Below are 22,843 nucleotides of genomic sequence, written 5' to 3' on the forward strand. Positions count from 1 at the left end.
AGGGCGCCCCCCATCTATTGCCTCCAAAGGAGCCCGCAATGCCCTTAGGCAAACGTGAACTTGCGCGGATCGAACGCGGTTTAATTGCAACTCTCACCGAAGCTTGCGAAACGGCAAAATCTGAAATCAAAGGCTTTTCCTGGCTCACCCACGAAGCTGACTTAAACGCGCTTCCTGAAACTCTAAAAGTGATCTGGGTTTTCGAAACGTTAGCAGACAAAAAGCTTGCCCAGTCTAGCGCGCAGAAGGTGCGCATCTTTGAGCTGACTGCCATGGCGCTGAACGGCGCAAACATTGATCTGCGCCCATCAGACCACAATGTACGGTTCGACTCTGAGGAGGAGTGCCAACGAAGTCATGGTGGCGATTGGCAGAAGCGGTTGGCGCAATCACGCGTGACAAAGGGTTATTGACGATGGCTAAAGAAATCGAAAGTCCATGCATTTCAGTTTGCCAGCTAAGTGGCGATCTTTGTGTGAGCTGCGGGCGAAGCAAGGAAGACATTAGGAAATGGAAACGAATGAAGCGGCCCGAAAAGATGGCTGCTGTCCAAAGGGCGAACATGCGTCTGAAAGGATTGAAGAAAACACAGGGATAGCTGGGATTGTTCCCGACATTCGATGAAAGGCTCGCTAAAAGCAGAATTCACGGATTGCCGTCAACATACAGGCCGAACAGGATGTTATGGCATAACAATTAAAATCAGTGAGTGATGCCGTCTTCGGTGTTCCACAGCACAATCGCGGCGGTTACCAGGCTGAGGCCGCTGGCCCGGTAGCGCTGTGGAACACCGTCTACCTGGAGCGCGCAACCCAAGGGCTGACTGAGGCCGGAAAGCCGACAGGATCGTCATTTCACACAAACAAAACGCAAGATTCGAATCCTTCTGAAAAAAGCTAAGTGAATCATTCAGTTACAGGTCTAATGTCCTAATTTTCCCTTATCTCGGCATGACCCCGAGCACACCTCAATCAGGCGTCACCCGTCAGGGTCGGGGATCGTACGCATGCTAGACCTTGCACTGGGTACGCAGGTAGGAGCCGCCAGCACCTTGTTTCTGGTCGCCCCCGACAATCGCCGTGATGAGGTTGCACAGCGTATGCGTCCGGCCAAGTCATCTACCCAACCCCGCAACGCTTGGACATGGTGTGCACTTAATTTAAGTGGGCACCAGTTCTAGCCTTTTAAGCGGGTATGTCATGCAGCCAACACGCCGTTCCTATTCCAAATCCTTCAAGGCCCAGGTCATTCAAGAGTGTGCCCAACCCGGCGCTTCGATTGCCGGCGTCGCCCTCAGCCATAGCCTCAACGCCAACCTCGTCCACAAATGGATTCGAGTGCACGCGCACAAAAGCTCAGCGCTTCAACCAGCATTTATCCCATTGCCCATGCAGATAACGGCACACCCACCTTCATCGAATATCAGCATTGAGATTCTGCACCCACGCGGCACCGTCAAAGTGAACTGGCCGACCGATAGTGCTGCTGCCTGCGCCGCTTTCCTTCGAGACGTGTTGCGATGATCCGTATCGACGCCATTTGGCTCGCCACCGAGCCCATGGACATGCGCGCCGGTACCGAGACTGCGCTGGCCAGGGTGATCGAGGTCTTCGGTGCGGCGAAGCCGCACTGTGCTTATCTGTTTGCCAATCGCCGCGCGACTCGGATGAAAGTGTTGGTACATGATGGGATCGGCGTTTGGCTGGCTGCACGTCGCTTGAACCAAGGCAAGTTTCACTGGCCAGGCCTTCGACAAGGCAGCGAAATGCAGTTGGATACTGAGCAACTTCAGGCCTTGGTGCTCGGCCTACCTTGGCAACGTGTTGGCGTCGGCGGTGTAATTACACTGCTTTAAAAAACTTTAATTAGCGTCTTGGTTTGCTGTCGCAGGCGGTCTGCTTTGGTAAAATCCACGGCATGACTTCCTCGCCCAATCTCGATCAAATGACTCCCGACCAACTGCGTGCATTCGCTGCGCAGTTGCTGTCGCAAGTGGAGACCATGGGCAAGACGGTAGAGACCATGGGCAGAACGGTCGAAACCATGGGCAAGAAGATCAACCGCGATCAAACGGTGATCGAAAAGCTGACCCACGAGATCGCACAGCTCAAGCGTTTGAAGTTTGCCAAGCGTAGCGAGCAGATGAATCCTCAGCAGGCCAGCCTGCTGGATGACCTGATCGATACCGATATCGCGGCGATTGAGGCCGAGCTTCAGGCCTTGCAAATCGCGCCAGCGACAACTGAGAAAAAGCAAAAGCCCAAGCGCACTGCGTTGCCGGCAGAATTCCCACGCACCTTGATCCATCACGAACCGGACAACACTCACTGCCCATGCGGCTGTGCGCTTAAACGCATCGGTGAAGATGTCAGCGAAAAGCTGGACTACACGCCGGGCGTGTTTACCGTTGAGCGCCATGTTCGTGGCAAGTGGATTTGTGATGACTGTGAAACGCTGATCCAGGCGCCGGTACCTGCGCAAGTTATCGACAAGGGCATCCCGACTGCCGGATTACTTGCCCACGTCATGATCGCGAAGTTCGCTGATCATCTTCCGCTTTACCGTCAGGAATCGATTTTTGGTCGAGCTGGCTTGTCGATTCCACGCTCCACTTTGGCTCAATGGGTCGGCGTTACGGGCGTGCAGTTGCAGCCACTGGTCGATGCCCTGCGTGACGTAGTGATCGGGCAGCAGGTCGTGCACGCGGATGAAACACCCGTACAGATGCTCGCTCCGGGCACGAAGAAAACCCACCGCTCTTATGTTTGGGCTTACGCCACCAGCCAGTTCTGCGAAACAGCCGCTGTCGTCTACGACTTCAGCCCCAGCCGCGCCGGTGAGCATGCTCGCAACTTCCTGCAAGGCTGGAAAGGCAAGTTGGTCTGCGATGATTTTGGCGGTTACAAGGCCAGCTTCGAACTCGGCGTGACCGAGATCGGCTGCATGGCCCACGCCCGGCGCAAGTTTTTCGAATTGCATGCCACCAACAAGAGCCAGCTCGCCGAGCAGGCCCTGCGTTACATCCAGTTGTTGTACGAAATCGAGAGCGAAGTGCGTGACCTGGAGTCGGAATTACGGCGCCGAATACGGCAAGAAAAAGCCGCGCCAGTGATGGATAGGCTGCATGCCTGGATGATCGCCCAGCGTGATCTTGTGCCCGAAGGTTCAGCCATCAGCAGAGCATTTGATTACAGCCTCAAACGCTGGGCAGCGCTGTCGCGCTACCTCAATGACGGGGCCGTACCTATTGATAATAATTGGGCGGAAGTGCGACACGAAGTCGCTTAATGAAGTTGTTCCCCCTTGGTGGGAACCACCCGTGTCACCGGGTGAATCTAGAAGGCTGAATCAAGAGCGCCTTCGACAATGTTACGAGGCGCCGCAAGGTGCGGGGTACCAATCGTGAGAGGCGTACCCTTCTGGCAGCCATGGCCGGACAAGTGCTAGATAGTTGGTATGGTGAACACACGTGAATCTGCGCAACGATCGTTAAATTAAGCGAGCGGAAATGGCTTACACGCTCGAACCAAAATGGTAATGGAGGTGGGAACTGCGTCTTTCTACTACGCATTCGTGACCCACATGCCTCCCGGTCGATAGCAGGCACCTAACCCGACGCACTTCAGTAAGCGGAACGTGGAAATCCCGTATCGCTCCCGTCAGGGAAAGCCGTTTGTAAAAATTGCCCATGGCGGTGCGGGCGAAGGAACGAGGAAAAAGCGAACGCCGTCCTGTAATGGGTTGGATAGAGGTTGAAACATCACTTCACGCGAAAGCGGGCAGACGTCCTCATGGTCTCTCTTCACACGAGAGTAGGTAGAACCCTTTCAACGGAAGGAGAGCAAATGAACGCAGCAGCATTGGCGTGTGCACCTTCCGGCACGTCGTGGGACAGCATCGATTGGATCGCCGTACAACGTCGTGTCAGAGGGCTGCAAGCGCGTATTGTGAAGGCTGTACAAGATGGCAGACATAACAAGGTGAAAGCCCTGCAATGGCTGCTGACTCACTCGTTCAGTGGCAAGGCATTTGCTGTGAAACGGGTGTCTGAAAACAAAGGCAAAAATACCCCCGGCGTGGACAAGGTTACTTGGAATACGCCTAGGGCCAAGCTCGGCGCGATAGAGTCGTTGACGCGGCGAGGTTACTCGCCGCTCCCGCTTCGGAGAGTGCTTATTCCGAAGAAAAACGGCAAAACGAGACCTCTTGGAATTCCCGCGATGAAATGCCGGGCCATGCAGGCGCTTCATCTGCTGGCTCTGGAACCGATAGCGGAAACTACCGGCGACCCGAACTCTTATGGGTTCAGGCCGGAACGCTCAACTGCGGATGCCGTCGCACAGTGCTTTGGTGTGCTGTCACGAAAAGCAAACGCGGAATGGGTGTTAGAGGGCGACATTCAAGGCTGTTTCGACAATATCAGCCATGACTGGTTGATCGCCAACATTCCCATGGACAAGGCGATTTTGCAGAAATGGCTCCGGGCTGGTTATGTCTACCAAAAGCAGCTATTCCCCAGCCACGCCGGAACCCCGCAGGGAGGCATCATATCCCCGGGGTTGGCGAACATGACGCTGGATGGGTTGGAAGCGATGCTGGCGAAGAGATTTCCCAACGCGAAGTGGACAGCCCGAAAAATGCGCGTGGTGCGTTATGCAGATGATTTCATCATCACTGGTTGTTCGAAAGAATGGCTGGAGAATGAAGTCAGGCCCGCCGTGGTTGAATTTCTGGCAGAGCGTGGACTTGTCCTCTCTCCGGAAAAAACCAAGATAACGCACATAGGGGACGGGTTCGACTTCCTCGGATGGAACCTGCGCAAGTACAACGGCAAGCTCCTGATCAAGCCGTCCAAGGCGAACATCGGGGCTCTACTTGCCAAGCTGCGAGAGTTGATCAAGACCAACAAAACGATACGACAGGCTAACTTGATAGGTTTGCTCAACCCGGTTCTACGGGGCTGGGCGAACTATCACAGTCATGTCGTCGCCAAGAAGGTCTTCAACCAGGTGGACAGCGCAGTGTGGGAAATGCTCTGGCGATGGGCGGTACGTCGCCACCCTCGCAAGACACGCCGATGGGTGAAGGATCGGTATTTCAAAGTACAAGGGGCGCGCCGTTGGGTGTTCTCGTGTACTGAAAAATCCGCCGATGGTCGGAAGCGTCAGTACACGCTAGTAGACGCCTCAGACACACCGATTGTGCGACATATCAAGATTAAGGCTGCTGCCAACCCTCACGACCCTGCATGGGATGAGTACTTCGAGTCCCGCTGGGGCAAGAAGATGCTCACTTCCGTTAAAGGTCGAGCCAAGCTGTATCGGGTATGGGTGCAACAGGGCGGCAGGTGCTGCGCCTGCTTCAAGCCGGTGACCAAAGACACACCGTGGCACAGTCGCCATATTGTGAAGCTAGGTCATGGCGGGACGGACGCTGCGGCTAATCTTGAGATTTACCACCTGCGTTGCCCACGAGATGTGCAATTTGCCAATGTCGACGATGTATAACCGGGTGCCCAATGGCGCCTTAGCAGAGGCTTGAGCCGTGTGCTGGGAAACTCGCATGCACGGTTCTTAGGGGGTTGGACGCGGGCAACCGCGTCTGACTACCCGACAACCAGATCCGACCATGGGCCCTTGGACGCAAGAACTGGCTCTTCGCCGGGTCGTTACGCAGCGGAAAAAGGGCGGCGGCGATCATGAGCTTGATCCAGTCTGCGCGGCTGAATGGCCATGATCCGTACGCCTATCTAAAGGATGTTCTCACGCGTCTACCGACGCAGCGGGCGAGTGAAATCGAGCAGCTGCTTCCGCATAAGTGGCAGCCGGTTTAATCACGCAAGACGTGTTGCCCGGACGCATACTGCACAGCAACTCAAGAGACCCGTTTTCTCGCGAGTATCCGAGCTGGGCATCCGATATCTTCCCTACAACCAACTTAAAGAGCATAGGGAAACGATTGGGCGATTCGGCCCCAGTATCAAACCGTTAATGGAGATTTCCCAGCTGCTCTAACTTTTCCTGGTCGAGGCTTGCCGGACTGCTTTAAAGCCGGAAATACCAATGTGAAAGGCGTTTCGCCATCCTTTTGGCTGCACATCCGGACTTGTCCGCCATGGGACAACATGATGAAACACACAATGGCCAGGCCGAGCTCGGTACCGCCCACCGGAGCGCGCACGGCCGGAATCAACGCGGTAAAAGCGATCAAGGACCCGCTCCAGATGGGCCGGGGCGACTCACCCAAGTTGGTCACCGCCAAGGTAACGTTTGGGCCTTCTGCAGCGATGGCTAAGGTGACCGTTGAATTGAAAGCGGCATGACGGACAGCGTTAGACACCAGATTGGTGATTGCACGCTGCACCAGCAAACGACCTCCCAAGATTTTTGCATCTCCGGTCACTTCCCAAACGATGCCCTTGCCTTCAGCGATCAGAGATAAATAGTCAGTTACCCGATTCACTTCGTGAGCGATCGCTATGTGTCGAACATGACGAGGTTCTGAAACAGCAGGCTAAACGCCTGCTCGCAGGCGTCGTTGCAGGCTTCGCGGATTTTTTCCAGGGCTTGGGTCTCGCTCCCTGGGCTGCACGCGACGGTCAAACCGTCAAGGCGTCACGCTGATGCCGTTGGGGGCCTTGCCGACCGGTACGGTCTTCGTGACCTTGCGGTCCTTCACGTCGAGCACGGAGACCGAGTTGGCGTAGGTGTTGGTAACGTATGCGTACCGTCCGTCACGGTCGACGACCACGCCATGAGCACCGGCGCCAGTCACGACTGTCTTGGCGACCTTGAAACTCTCCAGGTCGATCAGGCTGACGGTTTTGCCAGGCTTCTTCGGCGTGCCCTGGTTGGCCACCAGCAGCGTGCGCGAATCCGGCGTGACGTACAGCTGGATAGGCACCGTTCCGACGGCAACCTTGCGAATCACCTGGCGCGTGGCCGGGTCTATCACGGCGACGGCGTTTTCTTCCGACAGCGACACCAAGACAAGACGACCGTCCGGCGTGAAGCCGACTTGAGCCGGACCCTTGCCTACCTGCACCTGCGCGATCTCCTTTTGGCTGGCGGTATCAATGACCGACACCGTGCCGCCCTTGAGGTTGGCGACGTAGGCCTGCTTGCCGTCCGGACTGATGCGAAGACCGTGGGGGAACTTACCGACAGGAATCGTGGCGACAACACGCTGCTCCGATGTGTCAATCACACTCACCATGTCGTCGCCGCCGTTGGTGACGTAGGCAAGGCGGCCATCTGGCGACACCACCACATGGGCCGGGTGCATGCCGACCGGCACCTTGGCGATTACCGCGTCACTACTGGTATCAATGGCCCAAACGGCTCCTACCGTCGCCATCGTGCTGTGTTCACCTTTGGCCATTTCCTTATGCGCAGAGCCAGCCGCCTGATCAGGCTCGCCGTTATTGGTCACCCATACGACCTTTCCGTCAGGCGATACCTGCACGTTGTGCGGTGTCTTGCCGACGCGCACGCTTGCCAGTGTCTTGAACGACGCGGCATCGAGCACGCTGACCGTGTCAGCGCCCTCATTGGCCACATACACCTTGTCAGCGGCCCATGTAGTGCCGGACCAGGCCAGCAGCCCGACCTGTATTGCCGTTAAAAACCACTTACCTTTACTTGTCATCATGATTAATCCTTATTGAGAAAATAAAACTTCTATCGTCAGGCCTCAGCCTGCGGCGGCCCGTCTTGGATGCCATTACCGGCCACGTCGCCTCGAATCTTGTGATTCACCTCCTTAACCGTGACAGCCGCCGCCGTCGATACCACCAAAACAGCGGAGTCATACGCGTCTGTTTCGCAGCCGCAAAGCGTTGCCGATCACCGACACCGAACTCAAGCTCATGGCCAGCGCGGCAATCAGCGGCGACAGCAGCCAGCCGGTCAGCGGATACAGCACGCCGGCCGCAATCGGGATGCCCAGCGCGTTGTACAAAAAGGCAAACATCAGGTTTTGCTTCATGTTGCCCACCGTGGCTTCCGACAATGCGCGCGCAATCGCAATCCCGCGTAGATCGCCCTTGACCAGCGTGATCTGGGCGCTGTTCATCGCCACGTCGGTTCCGGTGCCCATGGCCACGCCGACATCGGCCTTGGCCAGCGCCGGCGCGTCGTTGATGCCATCGCCCGCCATGGCCACCACGCGGCCTTCCTTTTGCAACCTTTCCACCAGCAGCAGCTTGTCGGCCGGCTTGACCTCGCCATGCACCTCGTCGATGCCCAGGCGGGCTGCAACAGCCTTGGCCGTGGTCAGGCCGTCGCCGGTCGCCATCACGATGCGCAGCCCCGAAGCCTTGAGCGTCGCCAAGGCTTCCGGCGTGCTGGCTTTGATCGGGTCGGACACGGCCAGCAGGCCCATAAGTTGGCCATCGACTGCCAGGTGCATCACACTGGCGCCTTCTGCACGCAAGGCCTCGGCCTGCGGCACCAGGGCAGCGACCGAGACGCCGATCTGCTCCATCAGCGTGGTGTTGCCCAGCGCCAGTTGACGCCCTGCCACCTGCCCACGCACGCCGATGCCCGAGCCGGACTCGAAATTCTCGGGCTTGTCGAACAGCATGCCGCGCTCGCGGGCGGCGCGCACGATGGTTTCGGCCAGCGGGTGCTCGCTGCCCTGGTCCAGGCTGGCGGCCAGGCGCAGCACCTCGTCGGCATCAAAGCCGGGCGCAGGCACGGCGCGCTCGAACGTCGGACGCCCCTCGGTCAGGGTGCCGGTCTTGTCGATGATGAGGGTGTCGATTTTGCGCATGTTTTCGATCGCTGCAGCATCACGGAACAGCACGCCGTGCGTTGCACCGCGACCGGTGGCGACCATGATGGACATCGGCGTGGCCAGGCCCAGCGCGCAGGGGCAGGCAATGATCAGCACCGACACCGCGTTGATCAGGCCGAACACCCAGCGCGGCTCGGGACCGAACAGGCCCCAGCCGAGGAAGGCCAGCAGGGCGATCCCCATCACGGTGACGACAAAGTAGCCCGCCACGACGTCGGCCATGCGCTGCATCGGCGCACGGGAACGCTGGGCCTGCGCCACCATTTGCACGATCTGGGCCAGCATTGTGGTCGCGCCTACATGTTCAGAGCGCATCACCAGTGCGCCGCTGGTGTTGAGCGTGGCGCCGATCACTTTGTCGCCCACGCGCTTGGTGACCGGTATCGGCTCGCCCGTGAGCATGGATTCATCGACCGAGCTGCCGCCTTCAGTCACCACGCCGTCCACTGGCACCTTCTCCCCAGGGCGAACGCGCAGTAAGTCGCCCACATGTACATGGTTCAGCGGGATATCCTCTTCGGTGCCGTCCTCCCGGATGCGGCGGGCGGTCTTGGGCGCCAGGCCCAGCAGCGACTTGATGGCCGCCGAGGTCTGCGACCGGGCCTTGAGTTCGAGCACCTGGCCCAGCAACGTGAGCGAGATGATCACGGCGGCCGCTTCAAAGTACACAGCGACGCGGCCCATGGAGATGAACGAGGCCGGGAACACCTGCGGCGTGACCGTGGCGACCACGCTATAGACGAAAGCCGCACCGGTGCCCAGACTAATCAAGGTCCACATGTTCGGACTGAGGTTCTCCACGGACTGCCACCCGCGCGTAAAGAACGGCCATCCGGCCCATAGGACGATGGGGATCGACAGCACCAGTTCGACCCAGCTCTGCACGGTCATGTCCATCCACTGGAAACGGTGGCCGAACATGGCGAGAACAAAGACCATGCCTGTCAGCGGCAAGGTCCACCAGAAGCGGCGCTGAAAATCGCGCAATTCGGGGTTCTCATCGTCGTCGAGTTCCGGCAGCAAGGGCTCCAGCGACATGCCGCATTTGGGGCAGTTGCCCGGATGGTCCTGACGTATCTCGGGGTGCATCGGGCAGGTGTAGATGGTGCCGACGGCCGCTGGCGCGGTCTCCGCCGGTGGTGCCGGCGTGAGGTATTGCAGCGGATTTGCCGCAAACTTGCCCTGACACTTGGCGCTGCAGAAGTAATAAGGCCGGCCCTCGTGCGTTAACTTGTGAACAGACTGCTCCGTGACGGTCATGCCGCACACCAGATCACGTAGACCTTCACCTTGGGGGTTTAATGGATGGGAGTGACTATGGTCGTGGTGGCTCGTGTTGGTGGCCATGATTATTTTCCGTCCTCATTCTTGTTGGTTTCTGCCTGATCAGCATTTCGACCATGCCCTCCATGGCCATGTCCAAAAAAATGCATCAAAGGACAGATCAACAGGATCAGATAGGGTAAATAAGGCGAAACATGGCTGAAGTGCTCCCGAACCAGGTAAAAGACACCAATCGCAACCAGCATGATCAGTACAACGCCCGTTTTGCTCCTCCAGAAAGACGAAGGAGCGTTTTCAACCGAATGATGATGGTTAGTCATGATGTAGTCCCCACTGTCCTCGCAAAAGTTGCGGTGACGTCTGCGACTGAGAGTAGTCAACGCTCGCTTTGAGGCGGTGATATCGATCAAGCCACGTTTACTTCACTTCAAACTGACCAACCATTCCTGATTGGTAATGACCAGGTACGTTGCAGGCAAACTCCAGCCCCGTGCTCTTGGCGAACGTCCAGATGAGCTCTTTGGTTGCGCCAGGTTCGATCAAGACGCTGTTCGGATCGTTGTGCTCCATCCCGACCATCTTCATTTCCCCCATGCTATGCCCCATATTGCTCATGGCTTGCCCGGACCCAATAGGCGTGAGCGTGCCGTTCTGGAACATGGCTGCCATCTCTTTTTGGTGAGCAGCATGTGCAGCTGCGTTACCAATATTGAATTCATGCAGCAGCGAACCTTCGTTGCGCAGGACGAATCGAACCGTCTCTCCGGGTTTGACATTGATGTTTTTGGACGCGAAGAAAATGTCGCCCATTTTCACCTCAACGGTGCGGGTAACCTCGGCAGCGGTTCCAGGTTGACCAATGTCATCTTTGCCATGCCCCACACTAGCCATGGCTGTAGCACCGAAAAATAGAGCCATTGTCGCGATAACAGGGGTAAAAAATTTAGCGTTCATAGTGACCTCAAGGATGAGCGAGAAAAACACTCGCTATATTAAAGTGACTGAGCTACCAGTTAACTGACCTGAGCACTACATTTCTGTCAGTTTTTAAAATAAACAACGGCGTCTAAGCGACGTCGTTTGTAATCGCAATTAATTGCGAAAAGCCTTGAAAGCAGGATATTTACTGATGGTTTTCTGAAAGCATTAGTTTGTGTTCGCGTTGCATTTGGTTCAAAACGTCATCGACGATTTTGTCGTGCTTCTCCATCCAGGCGAGATGCTGTTGGGGCGACATTGATGCATCGGGATGGTCTTGATGGAGTTGGCTCATGATCTCGCCAAGCATTTTCATGTGCTCTGCCATGTGCACATGGCGTTGGCCTGCAGGGGCTTTTTCGGCTTGAATCAGAACGGTTTCCGCTTTATTACGCATACTTTCCATGCGCTCCATCACTCGGTCTCCGCCGCCCTCAGCCCATGCCGAGGCCGAGAGCAGGATCGAGCCAGCCAGAAACACGGTTTTGAGATAGCTCATGGGGCAGCTCCTTGATAGGAATGGTGTCCGACTCCTGAGGGTTTTTCTCTCTGGAGAGTCGGATGAGCACTTGACGGTGTTCATGGGCAAACCCTAGACAACGCTTGCTGACATCAACCTGAAGCCAGAATTACATTTCTGTCAGTTTCTGGTTGGCTGAGCTAATTCGTTGCAAACTCAGCCCCATCATCACTTTGAGAGCCACTCCCATGAGACTGTTGGTTGCGGAAGACGAACCGAAAATAGGTATCTACTTGCAACAGGGCCTTACTGAGGCTGGGTTCAACGTTGATCGTTTCACCAATGGTACTGAGGCCCTGCAACACGCCTTGAGCGAAGCGTATGACCTGCTGATTCTGGACGTCATGATGCCCGGTCTGGATGGGTGGGAAGTGCTTCAGAAGGTGCGTTTGGCAGGGAAAGATGTACCGGTGTTATTTCTGACTGCGCGAGACCGTGTTGAAGATCGCGTTAAGGGGCTTGAGCTCGGAGCGGATGATTACCTGATCAAGCCCTTCGCATTTTCTGAATTGCTGGCCCGCGTCAGAACACTGCTGCGTCGCGGTAATGGCGCACCCTCGCCAACCAATTTGAAACTGGCCGACCTAGAGGTTGACCTGCTCAAACGCAGGGCCATTCGGGGGGGGAAACGCATAGGCCTGACGGCCAAAGAGTTTGCGCTGCTGGAGTTGCTGCTCCGTCGCCGGGGCGAAGTGCTGCCGAAGTCGCTCATCGCCTCGCAAGTTTGGGACATGAATTTCGACAGCGATACCAACGTAATCGAGGTTGCGGTGCGCAGGCTCAGGGCGAAGATTGATGACAGCTTTGAGGTCAAGCTGATCCACACCGCACGTGGTATGGGCTACATGCTTGATGCACCGGATTCGGAGTCAAAATGAACCGTCTGTCCCTGACTACACGCATGAGTCTGATGTTCATGCTTGCGGTAACAGCTGTGCTCACCGTCGCCGGAGTCAGCTTTAACCACCTCAGCCAGCATCATTTCAAAATGTTGGATCAAGAGGCTCTAAACGAAAAACTCCACTCGACCCAGAGAATCCTGGGGGAGCTGAAGAGCACCGATCAATTCGGCGAGTTAAAGCCCGAGTTACAGGCTCTGCTCGGGGCTCACCGTAATTTGACAGCCGTCATCCTAGGCGATGACGGGAGGCTACTTTTCGCTGACCCAGGGCCAGTCAATGTTCCGGAGGAGTTCCTCACGACCACCAACAATAATTTTTGGGAATGGCAGAACCAAGAGCAGATGTTCCGTGGTTTGACTGCTCAAGCGATGGTGACCGGTCGGGACAAGCCGCTGACCGTGATCTTGGTTTTTGATGTTACTGAGCACATGTTTTTCTTCGAGACGCTCCAGCGATGGTTCTGGATAGGGCTGGTGATCAGCGCGCTCGTCAGTGTGGGGCTGGGTTGGTTGGTTGCCCGCAGTGGCATGCGTCCGATTCGGCAGGTGACCATGGTCGCTGCGTCGATGTCGGCCAAATCACTTAAAGAGCGCATTCCATTAGCGTCTGTTCCAAAAGAGCTTCAACAGATGGTGTCGTCGTTCAACGCGATGTTGTCACGTCTGGATGATGCTTTTGTCCGGTTATCAAATTTCTCTGCGGACATTGCTCACGAACTGCGCACACCGGTCAGTAATCTGATGATCCATACCGAAGTGGTGCTCTCTAGAAAAAGGGATATTGAGGACTACGAAGACAATCTGTATTCGAATCTGGATGACTTGAAGCGTATGTCTCGGATGATCGACGACATGCTCTTTCTGGCTAAATCTGACAACGGCCTGATCCCCCATGAGAACAAACCGATAGACCTATTGGAGGTCGTGGAGAAACTGCTCGAATACTACCGCCTGCTGGCAGATGAGCGCGGCATCAACCTGACGGTTTCAGGGGGAGGGAGTGTTCGGGGCGACGTACTAATGCTGCACAGAGCTGTCTCGAATCTGCTTTCTAATGCGCTGCGGTACACCCCGGAGGGGAGGACCATCAATGTCGATATCCAACAGAGAAATACCTCGACATTTGTGGTCGTGGAAAATCCAGGAGAAACCATTGCACCCGAGCACCTTGAAAAGCTCTTCGATCGATTTTATCGCGCGGATCCGGCACGGCGTGAAGGGAGCCCCAGCAATGCTGGACTGGGGCTCTCAATTACGCGGTCGATCGTAGAAGCCCATGAAGGCAAGATCTGGTGTACCTCATCCAATCGAAAAACAGCCTTCCATATGGAATTTCCTAATGCCGGATCGAAACGGGCCTAGCCTCGCTGAGGCGCCGTCTTGGAGCAAGGGGCGCGGCCTTTGCTCCAAGACGGATTGACCGACAGGCTTCAGAGAGAAAGCCAATGTAGTGCACATCGGGAAAATAAAAAGCCACGACGACAACCCTCAATTATGGACCAGAGGGCATGCGTAAAGCTTACTGAAATGTAATCGAATGGTCGGCAGTCATGTGGCATCGTGTCCTAGCTCTATAACGCGGATCATTCTGATCCAGAACCTGGGTTAAGTACGCGGCATACGCTTGGTATTTGCCTGTGGTTTTAATCGGAATTGAGAAGTAAAAACTAGATCTCCCCAACCCAACCTCGAACCAACAGCTTATGCTGTGAGGAGTCTTGCATGTCATTCTTTAAAACTACTACCGTAGCTGTTGCACTTACCGTCGGTTTGCTCGTGAGCGCTATCGCCCAGGCGCATCCAAAACTGGTGTCTTCTACCCCAGTGGAAGGCTCGACGTCTGCGGCACCTTCCAAGATCGAGCTGCACTTCTCGGAGAACCTCACGACTCAGTTCTCGGGAGCGAAACTGATCATGACTGACATGCCGGGTATGCCGAATTCACCTATGGGTGTTAAGGCTGGTGTCGCCGGCGGCGACGATCCGAAAATGATGGTTATCACGCCCGCCGCTCCGCTAACCACAGGTACTTATAAGGTCGAATGGCGGGCAGTCTCTTCCGACACTCATCCCATTACCGGCAATTTTTCTTTTAAAGTGAAATGATCCATGAGCGACTCAATCAACATCGCCGTTCGTTTCGCTCTTTATATGGACCTCATGCTGCTGTTTGGATTGGCCATTTTTGGTTTGTATAGCCTACGGGGGAAAGAGCGAGTGTCCGGCGCTGTCTTAAACTTTGAGTCGCTCCTTTTCGGCACCGCAGTTGTTGGTGTACTTCTGTCTCTTGCCGCTATGTTGTTACTTGCGAAAGCAATGAGCGGCGTTTCAGAATTTATGGAGCTTCACCATCACATCTTCGAAATGGTTCTAACTGGTACCGACGTCGGGCTCACCTGGATGGTCCGAATAGCAGCCCTGGTGCTGGCAGGTATCGCCATCACACTTAACAAGCGCCTCCCAACCCTCAGTCTTTGGGCGGTTACCGTCTTCGGTGCTATTGCTCTCGCTACCCTAGCGTGGACAGGGCATGGCGCAATGGACGAAGGCAATCGTCGTTATATACATTTCATTAGCGATATTCTTCACCTTCTGGCAGCCGGCGGTTGGATGGGAGCTCTGGCCGCATTCGCTTTACTGAATCGCCCCTAGTTTCGTAGACACCTCCAAGCCTTAAAATGAGGCCCATTAGGAGGTGCCATGAGCAACCAGCGTTATCCCGAAGAATTCAAAATCCAGGCGGTCAAGCAAGTGACCGAAAAGCAGCTTCCTGTCTCGGAGGTGGCTGCACGATTGGGTGTGTCTGTGCACAGCCTCTATGCCTGGGTTAAGCGCTACACCAAGCCTCAGGAACAGCGCGTTGAGGAGGATGATCAGAGCGCTGAGGTTCGTCGTCTACGTGCCGAGCTGAAACGGGTGACGGAGGAGCGAGACATCTTAAAAAAGGCCGCCGCGTACTTTGCCAAGGAGTGCGGCTGAAGTACGCCTTTATTAAGCAGCAAGCGGGTCATTACGCGATTCGACGGCTTTGCCTGACGCTCAAGGTTCATCCCAGCGGCTACTACGCGTGGCTATCAGAACCAAAATCTGCGCGAGCCAAGGACGATCAGCGACTGCTTGGATTGATCAAACACTCCTGGCTGGAAAGCGGTGGCGTTTATGGCTATCGAAAGATCCATGATGACCTGCGAGAGGTTGGTGAGAGCTGTGGCCGTCACCGGGTGGCTAGGTTGATGCGCCTTGAAGGTTTACGTTCTCAGACTGGGTATCGACGGAGGCCTGGAAAATACGGCGGTAAGCCAGCCGTTGCCTCACCGAACTTACTGAAGCGCCAATTCGATGTCAGAGAACCCAACAAAGTTTGGGTCACAGACATTACCTACATCCGAACATATGAAGGCTGGCTGTATTTGGCCGTGGTGCTCGATCTGTTTTCACGCCAGATCATTGGTTGGTCAATGAAGTCGCAGATGACCAGCGACGTAGCCATTGATGCACTGCTGATGGCGGTTTGGAGACGTAAGCCGAAGCAAGAGGTGATGATCCACTCGGATCAAGGCAGTCAGTACAGCAGCTCAGACTGGCGAAGCTTCTTGAAAGCTAACAACCTGGTAGCCAGCATGAGTCGTCGAGGTAATTGCCACGACAACGCTGTGGCGGAGAGCTTTTTCCAGTTGCTGAAGCGGGAACGGATCAAGCGTAAAATCTACACTACACGCCAGGATGCTCGAGATGATGTGTTCGATTACATCGAGATGTTTTACAACCCAAAACGACGCCACAGTTTCAACAATCAGCTGTCACCGGTAGAGTTTGAAAAGCGTTACGCAGCGAGCCTTGAGAGTGTCTAGAAAGCCCGGGGCGATTCATACTGCTGCGTGCGAAAAGACTAAATGGCGGACAAGAAATACGGGTTCTCTCCCGAGTCCTGACTGGGTTTGAATCAGCTGGCGCGCTAATTGTTGTGACTTTAAGCATTACTGGCGTAGTGAATTATCTCTTTATCGTGGGCCCAACCCTGGACGAAGTGATGATGACTACTTATGGCACTCTGCTATTTTTGAAAGTCTTGCTCTTCGCAGGGATGATTATATTAGCGACGCTAAATCGATTCCATTTGAGTCCACTGTTAGAACGCTCAATCAAGGAAGGGGACCATGCCGTCGCCGTCAATGCTTTACGACGTAGTATGATCCTTGAATTCTCCGTTGCAGTAGTCATAGTATGCCTTGTTGAATCGCCCCGGGCTTTCTAGACACTCTCAAGGCTCGCTGCGTAACGCTTTTCAAACTCTACCGGTGACAGCTGATTGTTGAAACTGTGGCGTCGTTTTGGGTTGTAAAACATCTCGATGTAATCGAACACATCATCTCGAGCATCCTGGCGTGTAGTGTAGATTTTACGCTTGATCCGTTCCCGCTTCAGCAACTGGAAAAAGCTCTCCGCCACAGCGTTGTCGTGGCAATTACCTCGACGACTCATGCTGGCTACCAGGTTGTTAGCTTTCAAGAAGCTTCGCCAGTCTGAGCTGCTGTACTGACTGCCTTGATCCGAGTGGATCATCACCTCTTGCTTCGGCTTACGTCTCCAAACCGCCATCAGCAGTGCATCAATGGCTACGTCGCTGGTCATCTGCGACTTCATTGACCAACCAATGATCTGGCGTGAAAACAGATCGAGCACCACGGCCAAATACAGCCAGCCTTCATATGTTCGGATGTAGGTAATGTCTGTGACCCAAACTTTGTTGGGTTCTCTGACATCGAATTGGCGCTTCAGTAAGTTCGGTGAGGCAACGGCTGGCTTACCGCCGTATTTTCCAGGCCTCCGTCGATACCCAGTCTGAGAACGTAAACCTTCAAGGCGCATCAACCTAGCCACCCGGTGACGGCCACAGCTCTCACCAACCTCTCGCAGGTCATCATGGATCTTTCGATAGCCATAAACGCCACCGCTTTCCAGCCAGGAGTGTTTGATCAATCCAAGCAGTCGCTGATCGTCCTTGGCTCGCGCAGATTTTGGTTCTGATAGCCACGCGTAGTAGCCGCTGGGATGAACCTTGAGCGTCAGGCAAAGCCGTCGAATCGCGTAATGACCCGCTTGCTGCTTAATAAAGGCGTACTTCAGCCGCACTCCTTGGCAAAGTACGCGGCGGCCTTTTTTAAGATGTCTCGCTCCTCCGTCACCCGTTTCAGCTCGGCACGTAGACGACGAACCTCAGCGCTCTGATCATCCTCCTCAACGCGCTGTTCCTGAGGCTTGGTGTAGCGCTTAACCCAGGCATAGAGGCTGTGCACAGACACACCCAATCGTGCAGCCACCTCCGAGACAGGAAGCTGCTTTTCGGTCACTTGCTTGACCGCCTGGATTTTGAATTCTTCGGGATAACGCTGGTTGCTCATGGCACCTCCTAATGGGCCTCATTTTAAGGCTTGGAGGTGTCTACGAAACTAGGGGCGATTCATGTCGCTTGGCTAGGAACCCTGAGCCCGGGGATGGATATGAGCACGGTGCAGCATTAATAATCCGCATAATGTCCACAGCTACCTGGAGCGCCTACGCTCCAAACGCAAATTTTGTGAGCGTTGAGCCAAACGTCCATGTTGTCGTAACGCTACGGTTCTCAAGCCACAACTCGTTTGTCACCAGCATGTTGACTCCGGGGGGTAAAATCCGCACCCTTGCCGCTAATAGTCAGGAGCAAGTGCTACCAAAGGAGCCAAGTGTTTAGAGCCTGTTTGCAAGCAAAAACATAAGGCAGAAATATCCCCTTGAAGGGCGATCGCCTTCTCCCAAATACTGTCAACATCAGCGGTAGCTACGGCGAGAGGGGAGCCTTCCAATATCGTCATGGCCATGGCATGTAGATGTAAAAAGTCGTCCTTAATGCAGCCGATCCCACCAATTTCAGCAAGACAGGCATCTAGCCGGTCCACCAAGTTAAGTAATTGAGAGATGTCGTAGCTCGCGCGCAGAGAATCGAGTGCCTTGGCATCGACGTCCCCATAGGGTGTCACTCGAAACGAAACCGGCGGGATGTGCATTAGTTCGCCTCCTCAACTTTGCTATTGGGCATCTGTTTCGCACGCATTGGAGCTCAGACTCTGAGAGCGAATAGCTCTGATGAAGCTCTTTCGACGACAGATTCGCCGGCAGCTTCGGATAGGCTGTCCGCTCCAGAGAGGCCATGGAGTTCGTCCCTCAAGGAAAAGCAAAACCTTCAGCATAGACGGCTAAACTTGGGACGAGGAAAGGAAACGCAGAAAAAATTTAAATCATAGCAATATCATAATATTACAGAGCGAATGTCCTGATTTTCCTTTATCTCGGCATAACCCCGTGGAGAGATGATCTGAGCCGTGCAACCGGGTCGGAAACAAGAAGTCCTCACTGCGGAGGAGGGCCTGATGCATCCAAGCCTCCAGAACCGTTCGGGTTTGCTCAGTGATTTCAAACTGGACTGGGTGCTGAGTTTTCTGCTGCATCACGATGGCCCGTGACGACACATGTTCCCCATGGGCTATGTCTCGTACTCGCAGCTTGGTTAAGTCACAGGCGCGCAGCTTGCTGTCGATGGCCAAGTTGAAGAGGGCCAGATCCCGTGTCTTCTCCGCGAGCTGGAGCCTGCCAGATATCTCTGACTCGGAGCGGGGCTTTCTGCCCGACAAGCTTACCCTTGTTCCAAGGCTGATGGCTGTATGGTAACCGTCCGGCCAGCACCCTCTCCTGACAGCCCTCCAAATTAGCCAAGATAGTGGACACCATTTTTTAGTGGACACTATCTTGGATACCGTTGCCCTAGCCCGTCGAACCGGCCGCCGCCCCAACTTCCCGCTGGCGTTCAAACGCCAAGTCGTCGAGGCGACCCTCCAGCCTGGCGCCTCCGTGTCGTTGATCGCTCGTGAGCATGACGTCAATGCCCCGCTCAGCATGCAGGGTTAGCTCCATCAAGGCGGCCTCTAGAGCTAGTTGATTGGCATAAATCCTCTCGATGAGGTCGGGTAAAGAGTAATCACCAGACATTGCGTCGACATCTCCAAAGGAAAATACAAGCATAGTAACGGCCTGCTATCTTGCCAGGCGATACTCCAATTTTGCTGAAAATTGCTTCACTAGCTCAGTGGGCCATGGCCTACGCCTACTGATCTTGAGCTTGAAAGAGTCAGAGATTGAAGGTATTGGTGATGGGATTTCATAAAGTAAGGACACTTAACCATGAGCTATTTTCGCTGCCCTGTCTTTGCAGCCATGACGCTCGCTTCTGTCACGCTGGCTGGATGCGTAACCGCCCCGACATGGTTGAATAAAGGACCAGCAGAAATTGTCACTGGGAAAGGCCTAATTTCCTGTTACACGGACGCAAACATCATCGACGGAGAGAGGATGGAGGGCACGATCTGTGCCACTCCTGAGTCGGGTTTCTTCGGTGGCGGAGAGCCTGAAATTTACTTTGGGCCCTGGAACCGGAAATTCATGAAGGAGCCGGTGAGCAAGACGACAGCGGGTGTGCAGCGGGAGTATGAAGGAAAGAAGGTGTTTCTACAGTGTGACTCTGTCCTTGCTCGTGATAACAAAACTGAAATAGGTCGAGCTTGTAAGGTCACGATCAATGACCAGCAACTGGTTAGCGCCAATGTGGTTTTCAAATTTTGACGGTCGTTGGTGTCAAGTCAGTTCAAGGGAGGCGCGGCCATGAGAGAGAAGTTTGATGAGCAAACCATATTAGATGCGGCTAGAGAGTGGGCTTCACGAACTGGAAGGGATGAAGCAACTGCTGTCAGCAGCGCTTCTGAAACGGTGGCAGCACTGAAGGCTAAATTACCGCAGCACGAGTTTGAAGCCGTCTTGGAGAATCTTCTTCACCAATACGAAGACGACGGTAGCTAAGGCGATACAACTCAACTGGTAGAGGCGAGACCGCTAAAAATTTGCTACAGCCAGGGTCTGAAAGGTGCCTAAACGCAGCGGGAGCGGTGGAGCTCGGGTTTAATCCGTCCAATCCATCATTGGACGCAAAGCCCGCTAGGACGGATAACGGGGCGATGAAGCAGCGAGGGTTCTCCAGGGTCCAACTCTGCGTTTCGGACCCATCAATGGGCACAGGATGTTTAGCTTTTTTCGATTTTAAGAAAGGGATTGTCGGGTGGAATTAATTCAAAAAGTAGCCTTGGTTCCTCAATCAGATATCCCTTGAGGTTGGTTTTCTTCCTTGGACCTTGTACGTGGCATGTCCAGATGTTCAGACCGTTGTCTCGTTTCTTGTGAACTCTCAGTTTTTCGAACTGCTTTTGCACCCTACGCCATTCTTCAATCTCCCCATCTGAATCCTGCGAAGCGCCCGGAAACTCCTGCGCGTAGCGTTGGAAGAGACCAGGCGTGACCAGAAATACGCTGCCACCCACCGTGTGTATTTTGGCCTTGCTGTCGTTGATGATCAGCTTGTGGCTGAGAATGCCTTCCTTGACCCAATTCAGAAATGTCTGGCCTGGGCTATCCGATTGAAGCGTCGAAGTTTCGACAGTACTTTCTGACAGTGCGTCGCTGGCCTCAGGCTCTTCCAATTCGAACATGTCCAGCAGCGCGCCGAGGTAGTCGGCATCCTCTACCATCCGGGTATCCGGCAGCGGTTGACTTTGACCTGATCCTGCACCGCCTGTCTCGAGCGCTGGTGTTGGTACCGGGGTGTCAGTTGAGTGGTCATGGGTCGCAATGCTCACCGTTCCGCTGAAAGCCTCGGGCCGGTCTTCGTTTTCCCAAATCAGCGCCGGTTGAAGGCGCAGAAAGGTAAAGCTCTGCTGCCAGTTTCCCTGAACCACTAGCGCAGTCCAGATGGCTTTGCCTTCCGGCGTGGACTCAACCAATCCATGCGATTGCAACTCGTCGAACACCGCGAGGTTGGACGAGGGAATGCCCTCAATTGATTGCGACAGCAAATAGGCTCGCAACTTGTCCGTGACCGTCTTGCTGACCAGCCACAGTGCGTCCTGGGTCAGCCATCCCGCGGCACCCGGCTGGTTGAGTTTCAGCTCGCGCTGAACCAGATGACGCAGTCCGCTGATCAAGTGATGTTGCAGCGAATGGATCGGCGCTTGCAGCGCCTTGCTCGGGTTACCACCGATGTTCTGTGCGGTGGAAACACGGTCTGCCTGCATCACCAGCTCCCCCAGCACGCCGGCACGTTCATACTGACCTGCTAGGACATACAGCAGGTTGGCCCAGAGCGATGGAAATCCACTGAGCCAATCGAGGATTGAGCGGTCGAGAATCTGGGTGTAGAGCAAGCCTGCGGCCGCGCCGTGCAAGTGGTAGTCGCGCCCCTTGAAATAGCGGAAACGATACGGCTGGTCCAGGGAACCCTGCCAAGGATGCCAGATGCGGCCATCCTGGCGTTCGACCAGCAGGTCCACGGCGATCTTACCGATGTCATGGAGCAATGCTCCATAGGCAATGCCAGCTGACCAGGCATCGGTCTGGGCGGCTTGGTCTTCAGGTGCGGCGCCGGTGGGAAGCAGATACGACTGACGCAATTTCAAACTACAAGCGACCAGCTCCAACCCATGGTCGAGCATGCCGCCGAGATAAGCATGGTGGTGCGTCTCGCTGGCTGGAAGCTGCTGGACCAGCTCGGCGTATCGATGGATCGGATTTAAATAGAGCTGGCTGAATTGCGGATGGGAGAGGGCGGTGTACTGCCAAATGCGATCAAGCAACTGGCGGCGATGCTCGGCTGCTAACAAGCTCTGGGACGATTCGATGGGCAGGTACCCATCGGCGACGTTTACGGTTGGTGGCGGAGGAGGCTTTTGCCTTTTGTGCCGAAACAGACTGAGCATCATGGTCCTCCCGGGAACTGGCAGAGTCAGTGGCCTTTTAGCCTTTTCGGATAGGGCTCTTACCCTTGACTCCCCATTCCCTTCCAACCCTTGCCGGTCCTTTTGACGCGTTTCCCTTTGTGCGGTAATCGGAATATCGATTTGTCCTGGTGCCGTTTTGTTGGATGCGCGTGCTGGTACGAAAAAGGAAAGTGTCGGTACACTGCGGTGCGAATTTTATCGGGTCTTGCCATGAACCTCACTGACGCCACGCTCATACTGCTGCTCGCGGCACGTATCCATGGAACAGACGAAGCTGTCAGGGCCTCGGCGAAGAGCGTGGTCAAGAAGTTACCGCGCAGCAAACGTGATCTGATCTACAAGGTGATAGACAGCCGAAGTCCGCTCGAGCTGGTGGATTTTCTGGCGCAGAGTCTGGATGAGTGATAGCTCGATGTAGGAGTCTGGCTATCTATTATTTTTTACGTGAGACGCCCGTGGCGCGATGCCGTCTGTTTTCTAGAAACAGAAAAAAGGGCTCAACTCACGTTG

At 55.0% G+C, this 22,843-nt stretch carries 22 protein-coding genes and 5 pseudogenes; 17 read left to right on the forward strand and 10 right to left on the reverse strand.

All coding sequences use genetic code 11. The features are described 5' to 3' along the window. The first annotated feature begins 38 nt into the window (after positions 1–38). The 7 genes and pseudogenes from JN756_RS11530 to JN756_RS11560 all read left to right on the forward strand — a co-directional run. Positions 39–413: a hypothetical protein gene (locus JN756_RS11530; protein WP_092239335.1), complete on the forward strand. Its 375-nt coding sequence runs from the start codon at positions 39–41 to the stop codon at positions 411–413. Between the two features lie 2 nt (positions 414–415). Then, entirely contained in the window at positions 416–598 is a 183-nt protein-coding gene (locus JN756_RS11535; RefSeq protein ID WP_092239337.1) for a DUF1289 domain-containing protein, read from the forward strand. 601 nt (positions 599–1,199) lie between these two features. After that, a complete protein-coding gene (tnpA, locus tag JN756_RS11540; RefSeq protein WP_186352298.1) occupies positions 1,200–1,523 on the forward strand; it encodes an IS66-like element accessory protein TnpA in 324 nt (107 codons plus the stop codon). Further along, positions 1,520–1,855: an IS66 family insertion sequence element accessory protein TnpB gene (gene tnpB, locus JN756_RS11545; protein WP_034139925.1), complete on the forward strand. Its 336-nt coding sequence runs from the start codon at positions 1,520–1,522 to the stop codon at positions 1,853–1,855. The genes tnpA and tnpB overlap by 4 nt, the downstream gene beginning before the upstream one ends. Positions 1,856–1,917: 62 nt before the next feature. Then, positions 1,918–3,267 (forward strand): annotated as a pseudogene (gene tnpC / locus JN756_RS11550) (IS66 family transposase); the annotation flags it as partial. 578 nt (positions 3,268–3,845) lie between these two features. Continuing rightward, positions 3,846–5,507: a group II intron reverse transcriptase/maturase gene (gene ltrA / locus JN756_RS11555; protein WP_024073359.1), complete on the forward strand. Its 1,662-nt coding sequence runs from the start codon at positions 3,846–3,848 to the stop codon at positions 5,505–5,507. A gap of 104 nt (positions 5,508–5,611) precedes the next feature. Then, a pseudogene (locus JN756_RS11560) lies at positions 5,612–5,833 on the forward strand (transposase domain-containing protein); the annotation flags it as partial. 146 nt (positions 5,834–5,979) lie between these two features. On the opposite strand, the gene JN756_RS11565 reads toward JN756_RS11560, so the two are convergent. The 6 genes from JN756_RS11565 to JN756_RS11590 all read right to left on the reverse strand — a co-directional run bounded on the left by JN756_RS11565 (position 5,980) and on the right by JN756_RS11590 (position 11,557). Beyond that, complete coding sequence (locus tag JN756_RS11565; RefSeq protein WP_169850845.1) at positions 5,980–6,462, reverse strand: ATP-binding protein; 483 nt, start codon at positions 6,460–6,462, stop codon at positions 5,980–5,982. Positions 6,463–6,606: 144 nt separating this feature from the next. Beyond that, on the reverse strand, positions 6,607–7,650 hold the full coding sequence (locus JN756_RS11570; RefSeq protein WP_092239342.1) for a YVTN family beta-propeller repeat protein: 1,044 nt from the start codon (positions 7,648–7,650) through the stop codon (positions 6,607–6,609). A gap of 156 nt (positions 7,651–7,806) precedes the next feature. Beyond that, the gene (locus JN756_RS11575; protein ID WP_115128418.1) at positions 7,807–10,143 is read right to left on the reverse strand and encodes a heavy metal translocating P-type ATPase; all 2,337 of its coding nucleotides are present in this window, start codon (positions 10,141–10,143) and stop codon (positions 7,807–7,809) included. A 2-nt stretch (positions 10,144–10,145) separates the two neighbouring features. After that, entirely contained in the window at positions 10,146–10,400 is a 255-nt protein-coding gene (locus JN756_RS11580; RefSeq protein ID WP_092239429.1) for a DUF2933 domain-containing protein, read from the reverse strand. Between the two features lie 97 nt (positions 10,401–10,497). Then, positions 10,498–11,034 carry a cupredoxin domain-containing protein gene (locus JN756_RS11585; protein WP_092239346.1) on the reverse strand — a complete coding sequence of 179 codons (537 nt, stop codon included), beginning with the start codon at positions 11,032–11,034 and terminating at the stop codon, positions 10,498–10,500. 169 nt (positions 11,035–11,203) lie between these two features. Further along, positions 11,204–11,557 (reverse strand): co-regulatory protein PtrA N-terminal domain-containing protein, encoded by a 354-nt coding sequence (locus tag JN756_RS11590; RefSeq protein WP_092239348.1) that lies wholly within the window; start codon positions 11,555–11,557, stop codon positions 11,204–11,206. A gap of 209 nt (positions 11,558–11,766) precedes the next feature. Here JN756_RS11590 and JN756_RS11595 point away from each other — a divergent pair, with 209 nt between their 5' ends. From JN756_RS11595 to JN756_RS11620, 6 genes and pseudogenes are all read left to right on the forward strand, one after another. Then, positions 11,767–12,456 (forward strand): heavy metal response regulator transcription factor, encoded by a 690-nt coding sequence (locus JN756_RS11595; RefSeq protein WP_115128416.1) that lies wholly within the window; start codon positions 11,767–11,769, stop codon positions 12,454–12,456. Then, positions 12,453–13,841 carry a heavy metal sensor histidine kinase gene (locus JN756_RS11600; RefSeq protein ID WP_115128415.1) on the forward strand — a complete coding sequence of 463 codons (1,389 nt, stop codon included), beginning with the start codon at positions 12,453–12,455 and terminating at the stop codon, positions 13,839–13,841. Before JN756_RS11595 ends, JN756_RS11600 begins: the two co-directional genes overlap by 4 nt. A gap of 360 nt (positions 13,842–14,201) precedes the next feature. Then, positions 14,202–14,585 (forward strand): copper homeostasis periplasmic binding protein CopC, encoded by a 384-nt coding sequence (gene copC, locus JN756_RS11605; RefSeq protein ID WP_048388142.1) that lies wholly within the window; start codon positions 14,202–14,204, stop codon positions 14,583–14,585. Positions 14,586–14,588: 3 nt separating this feature from the next. Then, positions 14,589–15,125 (forward strand): annotated as a pseudogene (locus tag JN756_RS11610) (CopD family protein); the annotation flags it as partial. Positions 15,126–15,179: 54 nt separating this feature from the next. Continuing rightward, a protein-coding gene (locus JN756_RS11615; protein ID WP_104502081.1) for an IS3 family transposase occupies positions 15,180–16,330 on the forward strand; the annotation gives its coding sequence in 2 pieces (ribosomal slippage) (positions 15,180–15,414 and positions 15,414–16,330; 1,152 coding nt in all). 17 nt (positions 16,331–16,347) lie between these two features. Continuing rightward, positions 16,348–16,734: pseudogene (locus JN756_RS11620) on the forward strand (CopD family protein); the annotation flags it as partial. On the opposite strand, the gene JN756_RS11625 reads toward JN756_RS11620, so the two are convergent. From JN756_RS11625 to JN756_RS11635, 3 genes and pseudogenes are all read right to left on the reverse strand, one after another. Continuing rightward, positions 16,731–17,881 (reverse strand): IS3 family transposase gene (locus tag JN756_RS11625; RefSeq protein ID WP_104502081.1). Its coding sequence is split into 2 segments (ribosomal slippage): positions 16,731–17,647 and positions 17,647–17,881, totalling 1,152 coding nucleotides; the frame shifts between segments, so codons are not numbered across the junction. The pseudogene JN756_RS11620 and the gene JN756_RS11625 sit on opposite strands and share 4 nt — an antisense overlap. Positions 17,882–18,166: 285 nt before the next feature. Further along, positions 18,167–18,523 carry a Tn3 family transposase post-transcriptional regulator TnpC gene (gene tnpC, locus JN756_RS11630; protein WP_115128413.1) on the reverse strand — a complete coding sequence of 119 codons (357 nt, stop codon included), beginning with the start codon at positions 18,521–18,523 and terminating at the stop codon, positions 18,167–18,169. Positions 18,524–18,817: 294 nt separating this feature from the next. Further along, positions 18,818–19,196 (reverse strand): annotated as a pseudogene (locus tag JN756_RS11635) (site-specific integrase); the annotation flags it as partial. A gap of 54 nt (positions 19,197–19,250) precedes the next feature. On the opposite strand from JN756_RS11635, the gene JN756_RS11640 reads away from it, so the two are divergent. The 3 genes from JN756_RS11640 to JN756_RS11650 all read left to right on the forward strand — a co-directional run bounded on the left by JN756_RS11640 (position 19,251) and on the right by JN756_RS11650 (position 20,366). After that, the gene (locus tag JN756_RS11640) at positions 19,251–19,421 is read left to right on the forward strand and encodes a transposase (protein ID WP_169850846.1); all 171 of its coding nucleotides are present in this window, start codon (positions 19,251–19,253) and stop codon (positions 19,419–19,421) included. Between the two features lie 273 nt (positions 19,422–19,694). After that, the gene (locus tag JN756_RS11645; RefSeq protein ID WP_169864707.1) at positions 19,695–20,132 is read left to right on the forward strand and encodes a hypothetical protein; all 438 of its coding nucleotides are present in this window, start codon (positions 19,695–19,697) and stop codon (positions 20,130–20,132) included. Between the two features lie 39 nt (positions 20,133–20,171). Further along, positions 20,172–20,366: a hypothetical protein gene (locus JN756_RS11650; protein WP_169850788.1), complete on the forward strand. Its 195-nt coding sequence runs from the start codon at positions 20,172–20,174 to the stop codon at positions 20,364–20,366. Between the two features lie 221 nt (positions 20,367–20,587). On the opposite strand, the gene mobH is transcribed toward JN756_RS11650, so the two are convergent. Further along, positions 20,588–22,312, reverse strand: a complete 1,725-nt coding sequence (gene mobH / locus JN756_RS11655; protein ID WP_169850791.1) for a MobH family relaxase — start codon at positions 22,310–22,312, stop codon at positions 20,588–20,590. Between the two features lie 231 nt (positions 22,313–22,543). Between mobH and JN756_RS11660 the strand changes: the two genes are divergently transcribed. After that, complete coding sequence (locus JN756_RS11660; protein ID WP_169850787.1) at positions 22,544–22,738, forward strand: DUF7740 domain-containing protein; 195 nt, start codon at positions 22,544–22,546, stop codon at positions 22,736–22,738. Positions 22,739–22,843 lie beyond the last annotated feature (105 nt).

It is taken from the genome of Pseudomonas sp. Y39-6, from assembly GCF_023651955.1.
GTDB lineage: Bacteria > Pseudomonadota > Gammaproteobacteria > Pseudomonadales > Pseudomonadaceae > Aquipseudomonas > Aquipseudomonas veronii.